Source organism: Streptomyces sp. NPDC040405 (assembly GCF_055595765.1).
On record NZ_JBVIVI010000003.1, the window covers coordinates 213253 to 230052 of the forward strand.

Annotated in this window: 15 protein-coding genes and 1 pseudogene; 10 read left to right on the top strand and 6 right to left on the bottom strand. The window is 70.9% G+C overall.

Annotated elements, in window-relative coordinates:
• Window positions 1-7: 7 nt before the first annotated feature.
• From ACZ59A_RS14990 to ACZ59A_RS15020, 7 genes are read left to right on the top strand one after another with little or no spacing between them, the layout of a single operon-like run.
• Window positions 8-1417: an FAD-dependent oxidoreductase gene (locus ACZ59A_RS14990; protein WP_470958337.1), complete on the top strand. Its 1410-nt coding sequence runs from the start codon at window positions 8-10 to the stop codon at window positions 1415-1417.
• On the top strand, window positions 1407-3071 hold the full coding sequence (locus ACZ59A_RS14995; protein WP_470958340.1) for an AMP-binding protein: 1665 nt from the start codon (window positions 1407-1409) through the stop codon (window positions 3069-3071). The genes ACZ59A_RS14990 and ACZ59A_RS14995 overlap by 11 nt, the downstream gene beginning before the upstream one ends.
• Complete coding sequence (locus tag ACZ59A_RS15000) at window positions 3068-3886, top strand: ferritin-like domain-containing protein (RefSeq protein WP_470958343.1); 819 nt, start codon at window positions 3068-3070, stop codon at window positions 3884-3886. The genes ACZ59A_RS14995 and ACZ59A_RS15000 overlap by 4 nt, the downstream gene beginning before the upstream one ends.
• Before the next feature lie 4 nt (window positions 3887-3890).
• On the top strand, window positions 3891-4343 hold the full coding sequence (locus tag ACZ59A_RS15005) for a PaaI family thioesterase (protein WP_470958346.1): 453 nt from the start codon (window positions 3891-3893) through the stop codon (window positions 4341-4343).
• 1 nt (window position 4344) lies between these two features.
• A complete protein-coding gene (locus ACZ59A_RS15010; RefSeq protein WP_470958349.1) occupies window positions 4345-4623 on the top strand; it encodes an acyl carrier protein in 279 nt (92 codons plus the stop codon).
• Window positions 4620-5450, top strand: a complete 831-nt coding sequence (locus ACZ59A_RS15015) for an SAM-dependent methyltransferase (RefSeq protein WP_470958352.1) — start codon at window positions 4620-4622, stop codon at window positions 5448-5450. The genes ACZ59A_RS15010 and ACZ59A_RS15015 overlap by 4 nt, the downstream gene beginning before the upstream one ends.
• 28 nt (window positions 5451-5478) lie before the next feature.
• Window positions 5479-6354: an acyl-ACP desaturase gene (locus ACZ59A_RS15020; RefSeq protein WP_470958354.1), complete on the top strand. Its 876-nt coding sequence runs from the start codon at window positions 5479-5481 to the stop codon at window positions 6352-6354.
• A gap of 3 nt (window positions 6355-6357) precedes the next feature.
• Here the strand turns inward: ACZ59A_RS15020 and ACZ59A_RS15025 are convergent, their stop codons facing one another.
• Both ACZ59A_RS15025 and ACZ59A_RS15030 read right to left on the bottom strand, forming a co-directional pair.
• Window positions 6358-7311, bottom strand: coding sequence for a phosphotransferase family protein (locus tag ACZ59A_RS15025; protein ID WP_470958355.1), 954 nt, complete (start codon window positions 7309-7311; stop codon window positions 6358-6360).
• A gap of 32 nt (window positions 7312-7343) precedes the next feature.
• Window positions 7344-7541 (bottom strand): hypothetical protein, encoded by a 198-nt coding sequence (locus ACZ59A_RS15030; protein WP_468048623.1) that lies wholly within the window; start codon window positions 7539-7541, stop codon window positions 7344-7346.
• A 269-nt stretch (window positions 7542-7810) separates the two neighbouring features.
• Between ACZ59A_RS15030 and ACZ59A_RS15035 the strand changes: the two genes are divergently transcribed.
• Complete coding sequence (locus tag ACZ59A_RS15035; RefSeq protein ID WP_470958358.1) at window positions 7811-8329, top strand: cupin domain-containing protein; 519 nt, start codon at window positions 7811-7813, stop codon at window positions 8327-8329.
• Here the strand turns inward: ACZ59A_RS15035 and ACZ59A_RS15040 are convergent.
• The 3 genes and pseudogenes from ACZ59A_RS15040 to ACZ59A_RS15050 form a co-directional block, all read right to left on the bottom strand.
• A pseudogene (locus tag ACZ59A_RS15040) lies at window positions 8293-9123 on the bottom strand (MsnO8 family LLM class oxidoreductase); the annotation flags it as partial. The gene ACZ59A_RS15035 and the pseudogene ACZ59A_RS15040 overlap by 37 nt on opposite strands.
• 102 nt (window positions 9124-9225) lie before the next feature.
• Window positions 9226-11940: a caspase, EACC1-associated type gene (locus ACZ59A_RS15045; protein ID WP_470958360.1), complete on the bottom strand. Its 2715-nt coding sequence runs from the start codon at window positions 11938-11940 to the stop codon at window positions 9226-9228.
• Between the two features lie 2 nt (window positions 11941-11942).
• Complete coding sequence (locus ACZ59A_RS15050) at window positions 11943-12317, bottom strand: effector-associated constant component EACC1 (protein WP_470958362.1); 375 nt, start codon at window positions 12315-12317, stop codon at window positions 11943-11945.
• A gap of 286 nt (window positions 12318-12603) precedes the next feature.
• On the opposite strand from ACZ59A_RS15050, the gene helR reads away from it, so the two are divergent.
• Complete coding sequence (gene helR / locus ACZ59A_RS15055) at window positions 12604-14775, top strand: RNA polymerase recycling motor ATPase HelR (protein WP_470959652.1); 2172 nt, start codon at window positions 12604-12606, stop codon at window positions 14773-14775.
• On the opposite strand, the gene ACZ59A_RS15060 is transcribed toward helR, so the two are convergent.
• Window positions 14765-15526: a helix-turn-helix transcriptional regulator gene (locus ACZ59A_RS15060; RefSeq protein ID WP_470958364.1), complete on the bottom strand. Its 762-nt coding sequence runs from the start codon at window positions 15524-15526 to the stop codon at window positions 14765-14767. The two genes, helR and ACZ59A_RS15060, sit on opposite strands and share 11 nt — an antisense overlap.
• 54 nt (window positions 15527-15580) lie before the next feature.
• Here ACZ59A_RS15060 and ACZ59A_RS15065 point away from each other — a divergent pair, with 54 nt between their 5' ends.
• Window positions 15581-16768, top strand: coding sequence for an MFS transporter (locus tag ACZ59A_RS15065; RefSeq protein ID WP_470958367.1), 1188 nt, complete (start codon window positions 15581-15583; stop codon window positions 16766-16768).
• The last annotated feature ends 32 nt before the right edge of the window (window positions 16769-16800 follow it).

Below are 16800 nucleotides of genomic sequence, written 5' to 3' on the forward strand. Positions count from 1 at the left end.
GCGGAGCATGTCGGAACGCCGTGCGGTGGTGATCGGCGCGAGCATCGCCGGACTACTGGCCGCCCGGGTGCTCGCGGACTCCTTCGACCGCGTCGTGCTCGTCGAACGCGACGACAGCCCCGGCACCGGATGGCGCAGGGGCGCCCCGCAGAGCAGGCATCTGCACGGGCTGATGGAGCGCGGCCGCCAGATCATGGAGGAGCTGTACCCGGGCCTGACCGGCCAGCTCGCGGCGGCCGGCGCGCCCACCACCGAGGTGCTGCGCGAGTCGCGCTGGTACCTCTCCGGGCTGCGGGTGCACCCCGCCTCCACCGGACTGACCACCCTGCTCGCCAGCAGGCCCATGCTGGAGGGCGCCATCCGGGAGCGGACGGTGCGCCTGCCCGGCGTCCATCTGCTGACCGGCCGCACCGTGACCGGCCTGGTGACGGCGGAGCACATGGCCCCGGCGGGAACGTACGGGGAGCGGCGGCCCGGCCCGATCACCGGCGTCCGCCTGGCCGCCTCCGCGCCACAGGGCCGACCGATCGACCCCGATTCCGCCGACGGCGAGGTCCTCCGCGCCGACCTGGCCGTGGACGCCACCGGACGCGCCTCCCGCGCTCCCGACTGGCTCGTCGCACTCGGCCATGAACGCCCGGCCGACGAGCGCGTCGACGTCGACCTCGGCTACGCCTCCCGTACGTACCGGCGCCGCCCCGGCCATCTCGACGGCGACCTCGCCGTCGTCGTCTCCACCATGCCCGGCTGGCGCGGCGGGGGCGCCATCACGCTGGAGGGCGACCGCTGGCACGTCACCCTCGCCGGAATGCTCGGCGACCATCCGCCCACCGACCACGACGGGTTCGAGGCGTTCGCCGCCACCCTCCCGGTCAGCGACGTCCATGACATCGTCCGGGACGCGGAGCCGCTGGACGACCCGGTGCCGCACCGCTTCCGCGGCTCGCTGCGCCGCAGATACGACCGTATCGCCGCGCCGCCCGCCGGATTCCTCGTCCTCGGCGACGCCGTCACCAGCTTCAACCCGCTCTACGCCCAGGGCATGACCGTCGCCGCGCAGCAGGCCCTCGTCCTCCGCGACCGGCTGCGCGCCGACGGCGCCGACGCGCTCGACCCGGCCCGCTTCCACCGCGAGGTCGCCGCCGTGGTCGACATCGCCTGGCAGATGTCCACCGGCTCCGATCTGCGCTACCCCGGCGTCGTCGGGCCGCGCACCCCGCGCTCCCGCCTCGTCAGCGCCTATGCCGCCCGCGCCCAGGTGGCCGCGCACCGGGACCCGGCGGTCGCCCGCACCTTCATGCGCGTCGCCAACCTCACCCTCCCCCCGACCGCGCTGCTCGCCCCGCCCACCCTGCTGCGGGTGCTGCGGTCGGGTGCGCACCCCGCCCCGACCCGAGGTGATCGCAGTGACGTTTGACGGGTTCCCCGGCCTGACCGCGGCGTTCGACGAGGCCGCCGCCCGCAACCCCGGCCAGACCCTCTCCTTCCCCAGCGAGAACGAACGCCTCAGCTACGCCGAACTGGCCGACTCCTCCCGCCGGATGGCCGCCGCGCTGCTGGCCGACGGCGCCGCCGAGGGCGACACGGTCGGCATCCTCTGCCCGAACGGCGCCGCCTTCCTCCAGGGCGTGCTCGCCTCCGCGCGGATCGGCGCCGCGGCCTGCCCGCTGCCGCTGCCGATCGTCCTGCGCGACATCGAGAGCTATCTGCGGCGCACTCAGCAGATCATCGACACCGCCGGGCTGAGCCATGTGGTGACCGTCCCGGCGATGCGCGCCGTGACCGACCACCTCACCGGCCCCCGCGTCCTCGACGCGGCCGGACTCGTCGCCGCGGGCGGCCCCGGCCCGCTGCCGCGCCCGGGCACCGGACACCCGGCCGTCATCCAGTTCACCTCCGGCAGCACCTTCGCCCCCAAGGGCGTCGTCCTCAGCCACGACAATGTGCTCTCCTGCGCCGACTCGATCACCTCCGCGATCGCCATCGGACCCGACGACGGCTGGGGCAGCTGGCTGCCGCTCTTCCACGACATGGGCCTGTTCGGCACGCTCACCGGCCTGTTCAACGGGCTTCCGGTCACCGTCTGGTCCCCGACGGCCTTCGTCCGCAGCCCCCGGCGGTGGCTGAAGGAGTTCCTCCGTACGCCCTCCACGATCAACGCCATGCCGAACTTCGGCTTCGACCAGCTCGTGGAGGCGGTCCCGGCCGAGGAGGTGGCGTCCCTGGACATGTCGCGCTGGCGCGTGGCGTTCAACGGCGCGGAGTCCATCTCCGCCACGTCCGTACGGGACTTCCTCGACCACTTCGCCCCGGCCGGATTCCGGCCCGCCGCGATGACCCCGGCCTTCGGGATGGCCGAGGCCACCTTGCTGATCACCCTTCCGCCGCTGGAGCGGGAGCCGATGGTCGAGTGGGTCGACCGGGCCGCCCTCGCCGACGGGCGGACGGCGGTGCCGCTGGCCGAGGGCGCCCCCGGGGCGCGCGGCATCGTCGCGCTCGGGCAGGCCGCGCCCGGGATGAGCTTCCGCGTCGCGGCCCCGGACTCACCGGACTCCGCGCAGGGCGTGCGGGTGCTGCCGGACGGCATGGTCGGCGAGATCCAGGTCCGCGGCGCCTCCGTGACCAGCGGTTACCTCGGCGGTCTGGACGACCCGTTCACCGCCGACGGCTGGCTGCGCACCGGAGACCTCGGCTACGGGCGCGACGGCGAGCTGTACTTCACCGGCCGCTCCAAGGAAATGATCACCGTCCGCGGGGCCAACATCTATCCGCTCGACATCGAATCCGTCGCCCGCACCGTCCCCGGCGTCTACAAGGGGCGCTGTGTCGCGTTCGCGCTCACCGAGGACAGCGAACACGAACAGATCGTGCTGTGCGCCGAAACCCCGCTGACCGACCCCGCGGAAAGGGACCGGCTCGCCGGGGAAATCCTCGCCCGCTGCACCTCGGTGCTCGGTCTGCCCCAGCTGAACGTCCAACTCGTCGCCGCACGGTCGATTCCCCGCACCACCAGCGGAAAGCTCCAGCGGCTCGGCATGCGGGCCCATCTCATCGCGAAGGCGAATTCATGACCATTCACGCGCCGGACATGGACCGGATGCACAGTCTCGGAGTCTTCCGGCACTACGACAAAAGCCATTGGCGGCTGGCGGAACTGCCGCTCGGCGAGGTGGACCGCTCCCTGGTCAGGCCGGAGTACATCACGCTGGTGAAGAGCGCCGTGATGGGCGAGTCCAATGTCATCGCCGCGGTGCACGGCTTCCTCAACGAGTTCGCCGACGACTACGACTTCTCGGCGTTCGCGGTGATCTGGGGCTATCAGGAGGTCCAGCACCACTTCGCGTTCACCTCCTGGCTGCAGGCTGTCGGTGAGCACGTGGACAACCGGGCGGTGGCCGCGATGCGCGCGCCGTACGACCCCGGCTCGACCCCGTCCGCGACGCTCGCCACCAACATCATCTCCGAGCTGACCGTCAACCACGTCTACCGCGCCGTCTCCGCATGGGTCGAAGAGCCCGCGCTGAAGGATCTGCTGCTGCGCGCCAGCCGCGACGAGGCCGGACACGCCAAGGAGTTCCGCCACTTCGCGGCCAAGCGCCTCGAACGGCATCCGCAGGAGACCGCCTCGGTCCTGGAGACGCTGTACTTCTACACCGCCGACGACCGCATCAAGCACCCGGTCGGGGTGTTCAAGTCCGGACTCGCCGAACTCACCGACACCGAGACCATCGACACCGGCTTCGAACTCTTCCTCGACACGGTGGCCGACCAGGGCGAACTGGACGCGCTCCAGGGGAAGATCCGCCGCACGTTCTCCTCGCTGACCGGCTACGACCTCTCCTCCAACCGCGCCGTGCGGCGCGCCATCGCGACGGCCCTGGGATGAGCGGATGAGCGCGCCCGCGCGGGATGCCGACGCCGTGGCGCTGCCGTGGAACGGCCGGGCCGACCACCACTGCTTCGGCTGCTCACCGGCCAACCCCCGCGGCCTGGCCCTCACCTTCGAGCAGACCGGTGACCAGTTCGGCGCCACCTTCGTGCTGGACCACCACTACGAGTCGTACCCGGGCGTCGTCCACGGCGGGATCCTCGGCCTCATCTGCGACGAGACGATGGGCAACCTCGTCGTCCTGCGCCTGGGGGTCCCGGCGCTGACCACCTCGATGCGGATGCGCTACCTCGGCGTCGTCGCCGTCGGCCACCGCTACCGGTGCACCGCCGAGGCCGCCGAGGGCACCAACGGACTGATCACCGCCCGCGCCGAAGTGCTCGACGAGCACGGCACCCCGGTGGCCACCGCCACCGCCCACTACCAGCCGCACCAGCACGCCGTGGAGGCATGACATGACCAGCAGCACCGGCACCACCGCCCTCGCCGACATCACCCGTACGGTCACCGAGGTCGTCGCCGACATCCTCGGCCGCCCCGTGGACGCGCTGAGCCGCGACGCCGATCTGCGGGGCGTCGAGGGCGCCGATTCCATCAAGGTCGTGCGCATCATCGCCAAGATCGAGCAGACCTTCGACATCGAGCTGGAGGACGAAGAGATCTTCGGCATCAACACCATCGCCGAGGTCGTGGCGCTTGTCGAGAAGGCGACCGCGCGGGAGCGGCGGGCATGACCGTCGCCGCCACCAATCAGCACTACGACCTCGACCCCGAGATCTTCGCGCGGTTCCTCGACCCGCTGCGCAAGTACTCCTCCGCGCTGTTCGCCTCCGACGACGACACCTTGGAGCGGGCCCAGCGGCGCAAACTGGCTTGGGTGGCCGATCAGCTCGGGCTGACCGGCGGCGAGCGGATCCTCGACGCGGGCTGCGGCTGGGGCGCCCTGTTGCTGTTCATGGCGGAGGAGTACGGCTGCCGGACGGAGGGCATCAGCCCGGCGCCCCGCCAGCACGCCTACATCCGTGACCGCGTCGCGGCCCGCGGCCTCGGCGACCTGGTGCACACCGAGACCACGTCCTTCGAGCGCTACGAGCCCGAGCCCGGCCGCTTCGACGCCGTCACCCTGCTCGGTTCCGTCGTCCACATGGACGACCTGGACGAGGTGTTCGCCAAGATCCGCCGCGCGCTGCGGCGCGGCGGAACGCTGTATCTGTCCGAGAGCTGCTTCCGCAGCGAGGCCATCCGCCGGACGTTCGACGAACGCCCCGGCACCGACTTCATCCGCCACGGCATCTTCGGCTCCGGCGAGCTGCGCCCGCTGTCCGAACTCGTCGCCGCCGCCGAGGGCGCGGGCCTGTCCATCCGCGCGGTGCACGACCTCACCGCCGACTACCACCGCACCATCGAGTGCTGGATGGCGAACGTACGGGCCGCCTCCCCGGCCCTTGAGGAATACGGCGAGGGCCTGACCGAGCAGCTGCTCCGGTACCTGGAGACCGCCAACGCCGGGTGGGGCTACACCACCAAGCACTACGCCCTGGTATGCCGCAAGTCGCGCTGACAGCCCGTTGCGCGCGAGGAGGGACGAAATGACCGTCACCAGCACCGCCTGCGCCGACGCGGGCGTACTGCCCGCCGAGGACATCGCCCGCGCCGTCGGCCACTACTTCACCGGCGCCGCCCAGGCCCGGCCGTGGAGCGTCGAATCCGGCCTGGACTGGGACCTCGCCGACGCGAACCGGCTGTCCGAAGGGGAGCGCTCCGCGGTCGAGTTCATCACCCTCATCGAGGACCACCTCCCGGGCTACTTCTCGCTCTACACCGAGCACTTCCCCGTCGACGGATCGGTGCCTCCGGAGGTCTACGCCCACAACCGCGAGCTGTACCACTTCACCATCCGCTGGGCCTCCGAGGAGGACACCCACGCCCGCGCCCTCACCCGCTACCAGGAGGCCTCCGGCATGGGCGACGCGGCCTCGGTGCGCGACCGGCTCATCGTCCCCGGCCAGGCCCGGTTCGACCTGCCCTACGCCCACCCCGTGCAGTTCTTCGCGTACGCCCTCATCCAGGAGAAGGCCACCCAGATCTACTACCAGCAGCTGCGCGCGGTGGCCGACGACCCGGTGCTCGCCCAGGTCCTGACCCGCCTGAGCCGCGACGAGGCCCGCCACTTCACCTTCATGGCCGACGTCGTCACGTACTACCTGCGCGCCTACGGCGACGCCGTGGCCGAGCCCATCAGGGAGGTCGTCGCGGGCTTCCGCATGCCGTTGTCCGACACCATCCGCGGCTACTGGCGCTGGGCCCTGAAGATCGCCGACACCGCCTCCTACGACCACACCGACGCCTATGAGCACCTGATCAAGGTCATCAACCGCGCCGTCGACACCCCGCGCGGCGAACGCGTCGACACCCTGATCGAGTTCATCGACTCCTGCCGCACCCTGCGCCCGGCCACGGGGTGAGGGTCAGCGGCCGAACCGGCCCATGAGCGCGTGGAGGTAGTCCTCCAGCCTGCTGGTGATCAGAGCCGGAGTCAGATCGTCGCGCCCCAGCTCCCGCCATGGGACCGCGACCTTCTCGGCGTCCGGAGCGAACGCGAGCGCGTCCAGCACCCGCCAGTACAGATGCGCCGCGGGGTCCTCGCTCAACGTGCCTCCGGCCGCCAGATAGCGCTCGGCGAACCGCATTCCCTCCTCGGCGCCGTAGAGGAGCGCGTGGGCCGTGGAGCAGTGCGCCACGTCCAGATCGGCCGGTCCCCAGGACGTCTCCACCCAGTCGACCACACCGGTGATCTCCAGACCGGCGCCCTGCCCGGTGAAGAGCACGTTGCCGGGGTGGAAGTCCCGGTGCAGGAAACAGGGTTGGTAGGCCGGGGGATCGCGGCGAATGATGTCCACGGCGCGCTGCCACACGTCCCGTCGCCCGGTGGTTTCGGGCAGGCGCACGAGTTCAGGCGAGGTCCACGCCTCGTAGACACGCGGCCGGGCCCCGGCCGGGACCCGCACCTGGTGAATGGCGAGCAACTGGCGCGCCAGAAGCTCGGCCCGCGGTCCCGCTTCTTCCTCGTCCAGCCGGACATTGCCCGGCAGCAGCGACATCAGCAAGGACGGATGATCGCAGTACGCCGCTGTCGCATCGACACCCTTGAAGGCGGCCACGGGCACATCTGTCTCGGCGAGCAGACGCAAGATGTCCGCCTCGCGAGTGAGCAGCCCCTTCGCGGCCCGGGCGAAGAAGGGCTTGATGAACGACCTCAGCACGAGCCACTGCGGGGTTCCGGAGCCACTGACGCGCAGGCGCCGCATCTCCGAGGTCCACCCGCCGCGCAGCCGTTCGACACCGTCGATCCGGCACCCTCCGCCCACCCGATGCTCCACCCAGGCGCGAGTGCCGACGGCCACACCCTCATGTAAATCCATGCGCACAACCTATCGACCGCGCCCATGGAGGGTCAGCCGGACAAGGGCACGCGGATCACGGGATCGAAGGGGTGCTGGTGGAAACCGGTCCGCAGGTTGCGGCATTCCGGCGCCGTGCACATGAAGAACTCCTCGACCGACTTGCGGCCCGTGCGGTTCTTGAGCCAGGTCTTCTCGTCGGCGGTGAGGCGCCGGTGCTGTTCGTCGGATTGGCAGGTGTAGCAGTACATCTTCTGCTCTCGCACGACACCTCCGGAAAGGGGCGGACAGGCCAAACGCGAGCCTATGGGGCATGCTAGGGCAACCAGGCGTGCGTATCCGGGCAACTCGCCACCGCGTGTGGCGCTCGCCTCGCGGGGCTGCGGCCCACCGCCTAGCATGGAAGTACTAGGTCCCCGGGTCTCGGCCCCGGCGGATCCAAGATCATCCGTGAGTCCGATGCCACCTTTCGAGGGTGGGAGCCACCATGTTGGTGGAGACCTGCCGAAAGGAGCGCATCATGTCGTACCCGGAAGACCTCGAGTACCCGGAGGCCCGCTACCACGGCACCAAGGGTGAAGTGAACGCGGCTTTCCGTCGGGCCGACACCCCACCGGATATTTCCTCGCCCGGGGGTGCCACCCACTACCTCGCCACCAACAACTCGACCGGTGGCGAATTCGGCCTGTACAAGGTCGAGATGGGGCCACGGGCCGGTGGCCCCAAGACCCACTTTCACAAGGCGATGTCGGAGTCCTTCTACGTCCTCTCCGGCGAACTGGCGCTCTACAACGGCGAGAAGTGGATTACGGGCCGTGAGGGCGACTTCCTGTACGTACCGGTCGGCGGCCTGCACGCCTTCAAGAACGTGACCGACGAGCCCACGTCCATGCTCCTGCTGTTCTCCCCGGGCGCCCCGCGCGAGGAGTACTTCGAGCGGCTCGCGGAGATGACACAGCGCGGTGGCGAGGAACTCAAGCGGTTCCGCATCCGGCACGACAGCTACTTCGTGGAGGACTTCGAGTCCGGCGCGGAGTAGCCCGGCGCCTGCGACGGCGTGGTGGCGTGCCGCCTCACGAGTTCGTACGACCGCAAGCGGGCCGCCAGCGCGTAGACGGGTGTGGTCAGCATCAGTTCGTCCGCACCGGTCGCGTCCGCCACGTCCGCCAGGCGGTGTACGACCGTCTCGGGTGTGCCGTGCGCCTGATGGGCCAGGAAGGCCGCCAGCGCGTGCCGCTCCTCCGCCGTGAAGGGGTGCGCGGCCGCCTCCGCGGGGGAGGGGAAGGGGACCTCGCTCCGTCCCTTGAGGAGCCCGGCCTTGACGACATTCATCGGGCCGGCCAGCCGCTCCGCCTCCTCCCGCGTCTCGGCGCAGATCGTCTCCACGCACACCAGCACACGGGGGCGCGCACACCATCCGGAGGGGGAGAATCGGGCCCGGTAGTGGCCGAGCGCGGCGAGGGTGTTGTCGGGGCGGATGTGGTGTGCGAAGGCGAGGGGCAGACCGAGTTCCGCGGCGAGTGCGGCACCGGCGGTGCTGGAGGCCGGCAGCCACGGTTCGGGGAGCGTACCGAGCGCCACTTCGTCGACCAGGAACCGCAGCGTCGCCGCCACGTCATCCCGGTACGCGCCGTCCGTCGTCGGACCCGCGCCGCGCCGCAGCGCCCGTGCGGTGGACTCGTCGAAAGTGCCGGGCCCGCGGCCGATGCCCAGATCGATCCGGTCGGGGTGCAGCGCGGCGAGCGTGCCGAACTGTTCGGCCAGCATGATCGGGGCATGGTTGGGGGCGAGCACACCCCCGGAGCCCAGGCGAATGGCCGACGTCGACGCGGCGGGCGACTTCCAGCGCGGAGAGCGGTAGGTCGATCATGCGGCCAGCATAGGGAGTCGCGGCCGCGTCGGACGGTTGTTCGCCGATGGCTATTTCGCGACGCGCTATTTCGCGACGCCCAGCGAGACGAAGTCGTAGCCGCCCCAGGGCTCGCTGGTGTGGACGTTGGTCAGCCGGGAGCCGCGCCAGAGCGTGCTCCGCTGGAACAGGACGGGCAGATAGGCGGCGGAGTCGGAGATCTTCCGGTTGATCCGCGCGTAGTCACTCGCGGCCTTCTCCGGGTCCTGTTCCGCGATCGCCTTGTCGAAGAGGCCGTCGACCGTGGGATCGTCCAGCTCCGCGACATTGAAATTGCCGGTGCTCTCGGTGAGACGGCTGTCGGCGAGCGGCTGGAGAAAGCTCTGGCCGGTCGGAAAATCGGCGGACCATCTCTGGAGGACGATGCCGTAGCCCTTCTTCTTCACCGTCGCCGGCGAGTTGACCGCATCGAGGTAGTCCGTGTTTTCGATCCGCTCGACCTCGGTGCTGATGCCGACCTTCTTCAGCGATTCCGACAGCGCCGTGGCGATGGCCAGGTCGACGGGGCGATTGCGCGCCGGGATGGTGGTCGTGAACCCGTTCGGCTTTCCGCACGCCCTCAGCTCCTCCTTTGCCTTGTCGGTGCTCGGCCCGCCTTCACGGTCGAGGGTCTTGTACGGATCGTAGGAGGACTCGGAGCCCTCGATGACCGGCGGAAGCATATGGGGCGCGATATCGCCGCTCTGCGGACCGCCTGCCGCTGTCCGCATGTTCTTCCTGTCCGCCGCGTAGATGACGGCCTTACGGCAGTGGACGTTGTTGAGGGGTTTGACGGAGCGCGGAAGGGCCGCGAACAGAAGCAGTCCGGTGTACGGGGTGTCCAGCCGCGCCCTGTGACCGGCGTCGCGCTGGGCCATGTTCAGCCCGGCCCCGGTGAGTCCGGTATATCCCATGTCGAGGTCGGCGTCACCCGAGAGCAGGGCCTGTGCGTTCGCCTGCTCATTCTCATTGATCTGCACCGTGATCCGTTCGGGGAGAGCGGTGCGGATCGGGTCGGACGACTGATTCCAGTTCTTGTTGCGGACCAGTTCCAGCGACTTGGTCGGCGTGTAGGACTGGAACCTGTAGGGCCCGGACGAGAACGGATCATTTTGATACCGGTCTTTGGTGTCCTTTGTCCGCTTGACGGGCGACGCGGACGGCATCGCGAGCATGCGCTCGAAGTCGCCGTTGGGCTTTGGCAGTTTGAAGACGATGGTCCTGTCGCCCCGAGTCTCGATGGCTTTGAGGCCCGGCTTGTCCTTGTACGGCCCCTGGTAGATGTGCTCGGGGTCCAGCACCTGCTGCAGATAGAGCGGGCCGCCGTTAATCACGTCCGTGGCCCAGATCCGCTCGATGCCGTATTTGATGTCCCCGGCGGTGATCGCCGATCCGTCCTCCCAGGTGAGGCCGGAGCGCAGGGTGTACGTGTACGTCCTGCCGCCGTCGGTCACCTCGGCCCTCTTCTCGGCGAGATCCGGGACCAGTTCGGTGCCCTTTTTGCCGGGCTCAGGGGCGTAGGTGACCAGTTGGCGGGCGTAGTAGCGGGAGAAGTTCCAGACGGAGCCGTAATAGGTGCGCTGTGGATCCCATGAGTCCGCGTCTTCGGTGCTGACGAATCTCAGCGTGTCGCCCCTCTTCGGCGAGGCGTTGACCGTGTCCTTGGTCGCGGCGTTGTACCCGGAGGTGGGGCCCGTCCTCGGCGTGCTGGACGACTTCGGTCGGCCCTGTCCGGACCCGTCCGTGGAGGAGTCGGCATCCTTCATCCACGACAACACCAGGGGGATGCCCGCGGCTGTCAGGGCAACGGCGAGCGCTCCCGCCAGCCCGTAACGGAGGGTCCGGCGAAGCCCCGGTGAGACGGCACGGCCGGGGGCGGGTGGCGGCAGGGACATCGGCGACCAGGCCGGTTTCGGCGGCACCGCGGGCAGCGGCCGGGGCGCCGGGTCCGGTCCCGGGGCCGGACCCGGCGCCGGGGGCGGCGCGTGGTCGTACGGTGGCGGCGGCGGGCCGAAGCCGGGCGGCGCCCAGGCCGCGTTGCGGGCCAGGGCCAGGCCGCCCGCCGTATTGCGGTCGCGCTTCTGCGGCAGGGGCCGCCCCTTCGCCCGCAGCGCCGTGTACACCTGGGCGTAGACCGTGTCCAGGTCCAGCAGCTCCGGTCCGCCCGGCACCCCGTCGCGCACGAGCCGCAACACCTCACCGGTGAAGGCCGTATGAGGCTCACCCGGCGGGGCGAGCGCGAAGCTGGTGTCGGGGACGGAGGCGAGCAGATAGGTGCCCTCGACCTCCACCTGGTCGATCACCCCTTCGGCACCCGGCGCGCTCATGAAGCCGAGCCCCCGACCGCTGAAGCAGCAGTCGAGCAGCATCACTTGGCGTCCCGCCCGCCCGTCGAGCACGACGTCGCGCAGCGTGCCGTAGGGCAGCCCGGTGTAGGAGCGGTGCTGTATCGACCCGGTCAGCCCCAGGAAGAGTTCGCCGCGGCGCGGCTCCACGAGGCCGTGTCCGGCGAAGTACACCAGCAGAGTGTCCGTGGCCTCCTCGGCCGCGGTCCGCACCGCTTCGAGGACTTCGACCGCGGTGGCGGGATCGTCGATCACCGTGCAGTGCTCGGGCGCCAGCCCCCAGGAATACGGGCCGCATAAGGCCGCGGCCAGCGCGCTCAGGTTGTTGGCCACCGCCGGGATCTGTTCCAGATGGGCATACCGGCTGGTACCGATGAGCACCGCGCGGGTGGCGGCGGGGTCGGGCAGGACGGCCACGGCTATCGCCCTTCCCCCTCCGGATCCTCCGACGGGGGCTCGGCCGGGGGCTGCAGCGCCTCGATCAGCCGCCGCAGCTCCTCGTCTCCGCCGCCGTCGAGGGAGACCGTGAGGTCACCTCGGCGCACGGTGATCCGACGGGCTTGCGGTCGTGTCTGCCGCCAGGTGGACAGCGCGAGCGCGAAGGAGGCCGCACTCCAGGCGTTGTCGGTGATCAGCTGCAGCACATCGGTGAGCAGGCCCATCTGGCCCGGCGACGGCGGTGCCTGGGCCAGCTCCACACGGGCGCCGCGGCGCATGGCCGGATCCCGCCCCAGCCAGTCGTGGAGCGATCGCAGCTCCTCCTCGCCGCCGCTCACCGCTACGTCGATCCGCACCAAGCCCCCCTTGTGACGACGGTCTCCCTGATTCTGTCCTACCCCGGGGCTTCCGCGCAGGATCCACGCGAAGCAGGATCAACACCGGGCAGGACCAACACGGGGCGGGATGAACGGAGATACGGGACCGGCGGTACGGGGTTCGTCGGCGCCGTGAACTCGACGTCACCCACTCCTCGCCACTCTTAACATATAGCGCACTGGGGGCCTTGCGGCAAGGCCCCCCTCGTGCCGCAGAATTTCCCGGCCGAAGCCAGGACCTGCGGAAACGGAGCGCGACGTGCGTGTGTTGTTGTCGGAGCATGGGGCGAGCGGACCCGCCAGCGCGTTCGATCTTCCCGACCGCCTATCGCCCAAGGCCGACCCGGCGCTGATCGCCGGGGACGAGCGGCACTTCGCGGCCATCGCGGAGTGCCTCCAGCAGTCGATCGCCGATCTGTCCGACAGCCTCGACGCCGCGCGCAAGGCGCCCGGCGGCATCGGTCGGCAGGCGATGGACCGGGACACGGAGATTCACCGGCTGACCGCCCGCCTGCGCGCGCTGCGCCGCTTCGGTCTGGATCTGTGCCTCGGACACATGGTCGGCGAGGGCGACGCCGAGCCCGTGTACGTCGGGCGGCTCGGCCTCAAGGACAGTGCGGGCCGTCAGCTGCTGCTCGACTGGCGTTCCCCCGCGGCCGAGCCGTTCTTCGGGGCCACCCACGCCAACCCGATGGGGCTGGCCAGCCGGCGCAGGTATCGCTGGACGCTCGGCCGGATCAACGACTACTGGGACGAGGTGTTCACCTCGGACGGGTTTGCCGGGCATGCCGCGCTGGACGACCAGTCCGCCTTCATCGCCAGCCTGGGCAGCAACCGGTCGGCACGGATGCGGGATGTGCTCGGCACCATCCAGGCCGACCAGGACGCCATCATCCGGGCGGGATCCCGCGGCGCTCTCGTCGTGGACGGCGGCCCGGGCACGGGGAAGACCGTCGTCGCCCTGCACCGCTCCGCTTACCTCCTCTACTCCGACCCTCGCCTCGCACACCGCCGGGGCGGTGTGCTGTTCGTCGGCCCGCATCAGCCCTATCTGGCCTACGTCGCCGACGTCCTGCCCAGCCTCGGGGAGGAGGGCGTGCAGATCTGCACGCTGCGGGACTTCGTCGCCGAGGGAGCCGGGGCGGCGATCGAGGCCGACCCGGAGGTGGCCCGTCTGAAGTCGTCCGCGGGCATGGTGCGGGCGATCGAGAAGGCCGTCCGGTTCTACGAGGAGCCGCCCTCCGGGGGGATGACGGTCACCACCGACTGGGCAGACATCCGGCTGAGCGCCGACGACTGGGCCGAGGCGTTCGACGCACCCGATCCGGGCACTCCGCACAACGAGGCGCGCGAGCAGATCTGGGCGGAGCTGGCCACGATCCTGCTGGACAAGCTCGACGCCGAGATCGCGCCCGAGGTGTTCCGGAGGTCGCTGCGGCACGACGAGGAACTGGTCGGGACCCTCCACCGCGCGTGGCCGCTGATCGAGGCGGCCGACCTCGTCGGAGACCTGTGGTCCGTGCCCGCGTATCTGCGGATGTGCGCTCCCTGGCTCGGCCCCGAGGACGCGCGGAAGCTGCGGCGCAAGGAGGCGCCCCAGGCGTGGACGGTGTCCGATCTGCCGTTGCTGGACGCGGCGCGGCAGCGGCTCGGCGACCCGGAGGCGGCCCGGCGCAAGCGTCGGCACGACGCCACCGTGGCCGCCGAGCGCGAGCACATGGCCAGCGTCGTGGACAACCTGATGGAGGCCGCGGACGACGAGTACGGCGTAGGTCTGGTGACGATGCTGCGCGGGGAGGACTTCCAGGACGCCCTGGTCGACGCGACCGCACTGCCCGACGCTGACCCGGACCTGCTCGCCGGTCCGTTCGCGCACATCGTCGTGGACGAGGCCCAGGAACTGACCGACGCGGAGTGGCAGATGCTGCTGCTGCGGTGCCCGTCCCGGAGCTTCACCATCGTCGGGGACCGCGCCCAGGCCCGGCACGGGTTCACGGAGTCGTGGCGGGAACGGCTGGAGCGGGCCGGGCTCGACCGGATCAACCTGGCCTCCCTGAGCGTCAACTACCGGACGCCGGAGGAAATCATGGCGGAAGCCGAGCCGGTCATCCGGGCCGCGCTCCCGGACGCCAACGTGCCGACTTCCATCCGCAGCGGCAACGTCCCCGTCGTCCACGGAGCCGCCGCCGAGCTGAACACCATCCTCGACACGTGGCTCGCCGCACACGCCGAGGGGACCGCCTGCGTCATCGGCGCCCCCGGTTTCCGGGCGACCGCCCGCGTCCGGTCGCTGACCCCGGAGCTGTCGAAGGGGCTCGAATTCGACCTGGTCGTCCTCGTCGACCCGGAAGAGTTCGGAGAGGGCATCGAAGGGGCGGTCGACCGCTATGTGGCGATGACCCGGGCGACGCAGCAACTCGTCATCCTCACGAGCTAGCGGCGGAGGACCCCGGCCGATGTGTTCCCGGCGTGTGTCCGAACGTACGGCGGAACACGTCGATGAACGCACTGGCGGACGACCAGCCGCACCGGTGGGCCACGGTGGTCACCGGAAGGTCCTCGGCGAGCAGTATCAGCGCGTGGTACAGGCGCAGTTGGGTGCGCCACTGCGGGAAGGTCATGCCGAGATCGGCCTTGAAGAGGCGGGAGAGCGTGCGGTCGGCGGCGCCGACTTCCCTGCCCAGTGCGGCCAGCGTGCGGTGGTCGGCCGGATCGCCGCGCAGGATCTCGCACACCGCCCGCAACAGAGGGGCGGTCGGGCTGGGCAGATGCAGCGGCTGCTGGGGCGAGGCCCGCAACTGGTCGAGCAACACGGCCCGCAGCCGCTCGCGTTCGGGACTGTCGTCGTGCGGGGTGTGGGTGTAGACGAGGAGCAGTTCACGGAGGAGGGGCCCGACCGCCAGTACGGTCGGCTCGTCCAGACCGAGCGGGTTGTCGCTCGCGGGCAGGCCCACCAGGTGCAGTTCGAGTTCGCCGTGCGCCTGGTGGGCGTGGACGGTGCCCGCCGGTACCCAGATGGCGCGGTTGCCCGGCGCGATCCAGGTGCCGGTGCCGGTCGTCACGGCCAGCACGCCACGGCCCGCGTAGACGATCTGGTGGTCGTCGTGGCGGTGGGCGTCGATGGCGGCTCCGGGCGCCAGCCACTGGGTGCGGGTCGGCGCCACCGGCTCATGGCGGATTTTCGGCATCGGTTGGCAGTTTATCGGAAGCACGACAGGGTGTCCGGTGCCGACCATGGCGAGGTGACCAGGAAGAAGTCCCTCATCATGCTGTCGGTCGGCCACGCCTGCGTGGACGTCTACCAGGGCGCCGTCGCGTCGCTCGTCCCGTTCTTCGTCGCCGAGCGCGCCTACAGCTACGCCGCGGTCTCGGGCATCGTGCTCGCCGCGTCGCTGCTGTCCTCGGTGGCGCAGCCGGTGTTCGGCGCGCTCACCGACCGCTGGGCGATGCCCTGGCTGCTGCCGGTGAGTACGGTCCTCGGCGGGCTGGGGATCGCGTTGAGCGGGGTGAGCGGTTCGTACGCCTGGACGCTGGCGTTCGTGGCGGTGTCCGGTGTCGGGGTCGCCGCGTACCACCCCGAGTCCGCCCGCGTCGCGCGGCGCGTCAGCGAGGGCAGCCACAGCGCGATGGGCTGGTTCTCGCTCGGCGGCAACCTCGGCTTCGCCACCGCACCGCTCATGGTCGGCGCCGTCGTCGCCTCCGGCGGTCTGCGGCTGTCGCCGCTGCTCGTCGTGCCCGCGCTCGTCGGCAGCGTGCTGTGCCTGCCCGTGCTGCGCGCACTGGACACGCCGGTACGCGGCGGCTCCGGCACCGGGGCGGCGACGGGCGCCGACGACATCGCCTCGTTCGTGAGGCTGTCGCTCGCCGTGGTCTGCCGGTCCATCGTGTTCACCGGCCTGTCCACGTTCATCTCGCTGTACGCGCGAGCGCGGCCGGGCGGCGGCGCGGCGGCGGGCACCGCGGCGCTGTTCGTGCTCTACCTCGGCGGCGCGGTGGGCTCCGTGCTGGGCGGCGGTCTGGCGGGCCGCTGGGACCGGGTCACCGTCGCCCGGTGGTCGTACCTCGTCGCGGTCGCCGCCGTCGCGGGGGTCGTGTTCGTACCCGGCCCGGCGTTCTACGCGTGCGTGGCGCTGACCTCCGTCTGCCTGTACGTCCCCTTCTCCCTGCAGGTCACCCTCGGCCAGGACTACCTGCCCACCCGCGCGGGCACCGCCAGCGGGATCACCCTCGGGCTGACCGTCAGCATCGGCGGCCTGGCCACCCCGCTCCTCGGCGGCGTCGCCCACGCGACCTCCCTGCGGACGGCCCTGGCCCCGCTGATCCTGATGCCCGCCCTGAGCTGGCTGCTCTTCCGCACCCTGCCCGAACCCCTCGCGCCGGGCGGCGCCAGCTCTCCTCCGGAGCCGTCGCGCCGAGCAGCGCGCTCGTGACATCCATGCCGTCGCCGCATCACCCTTTCGCC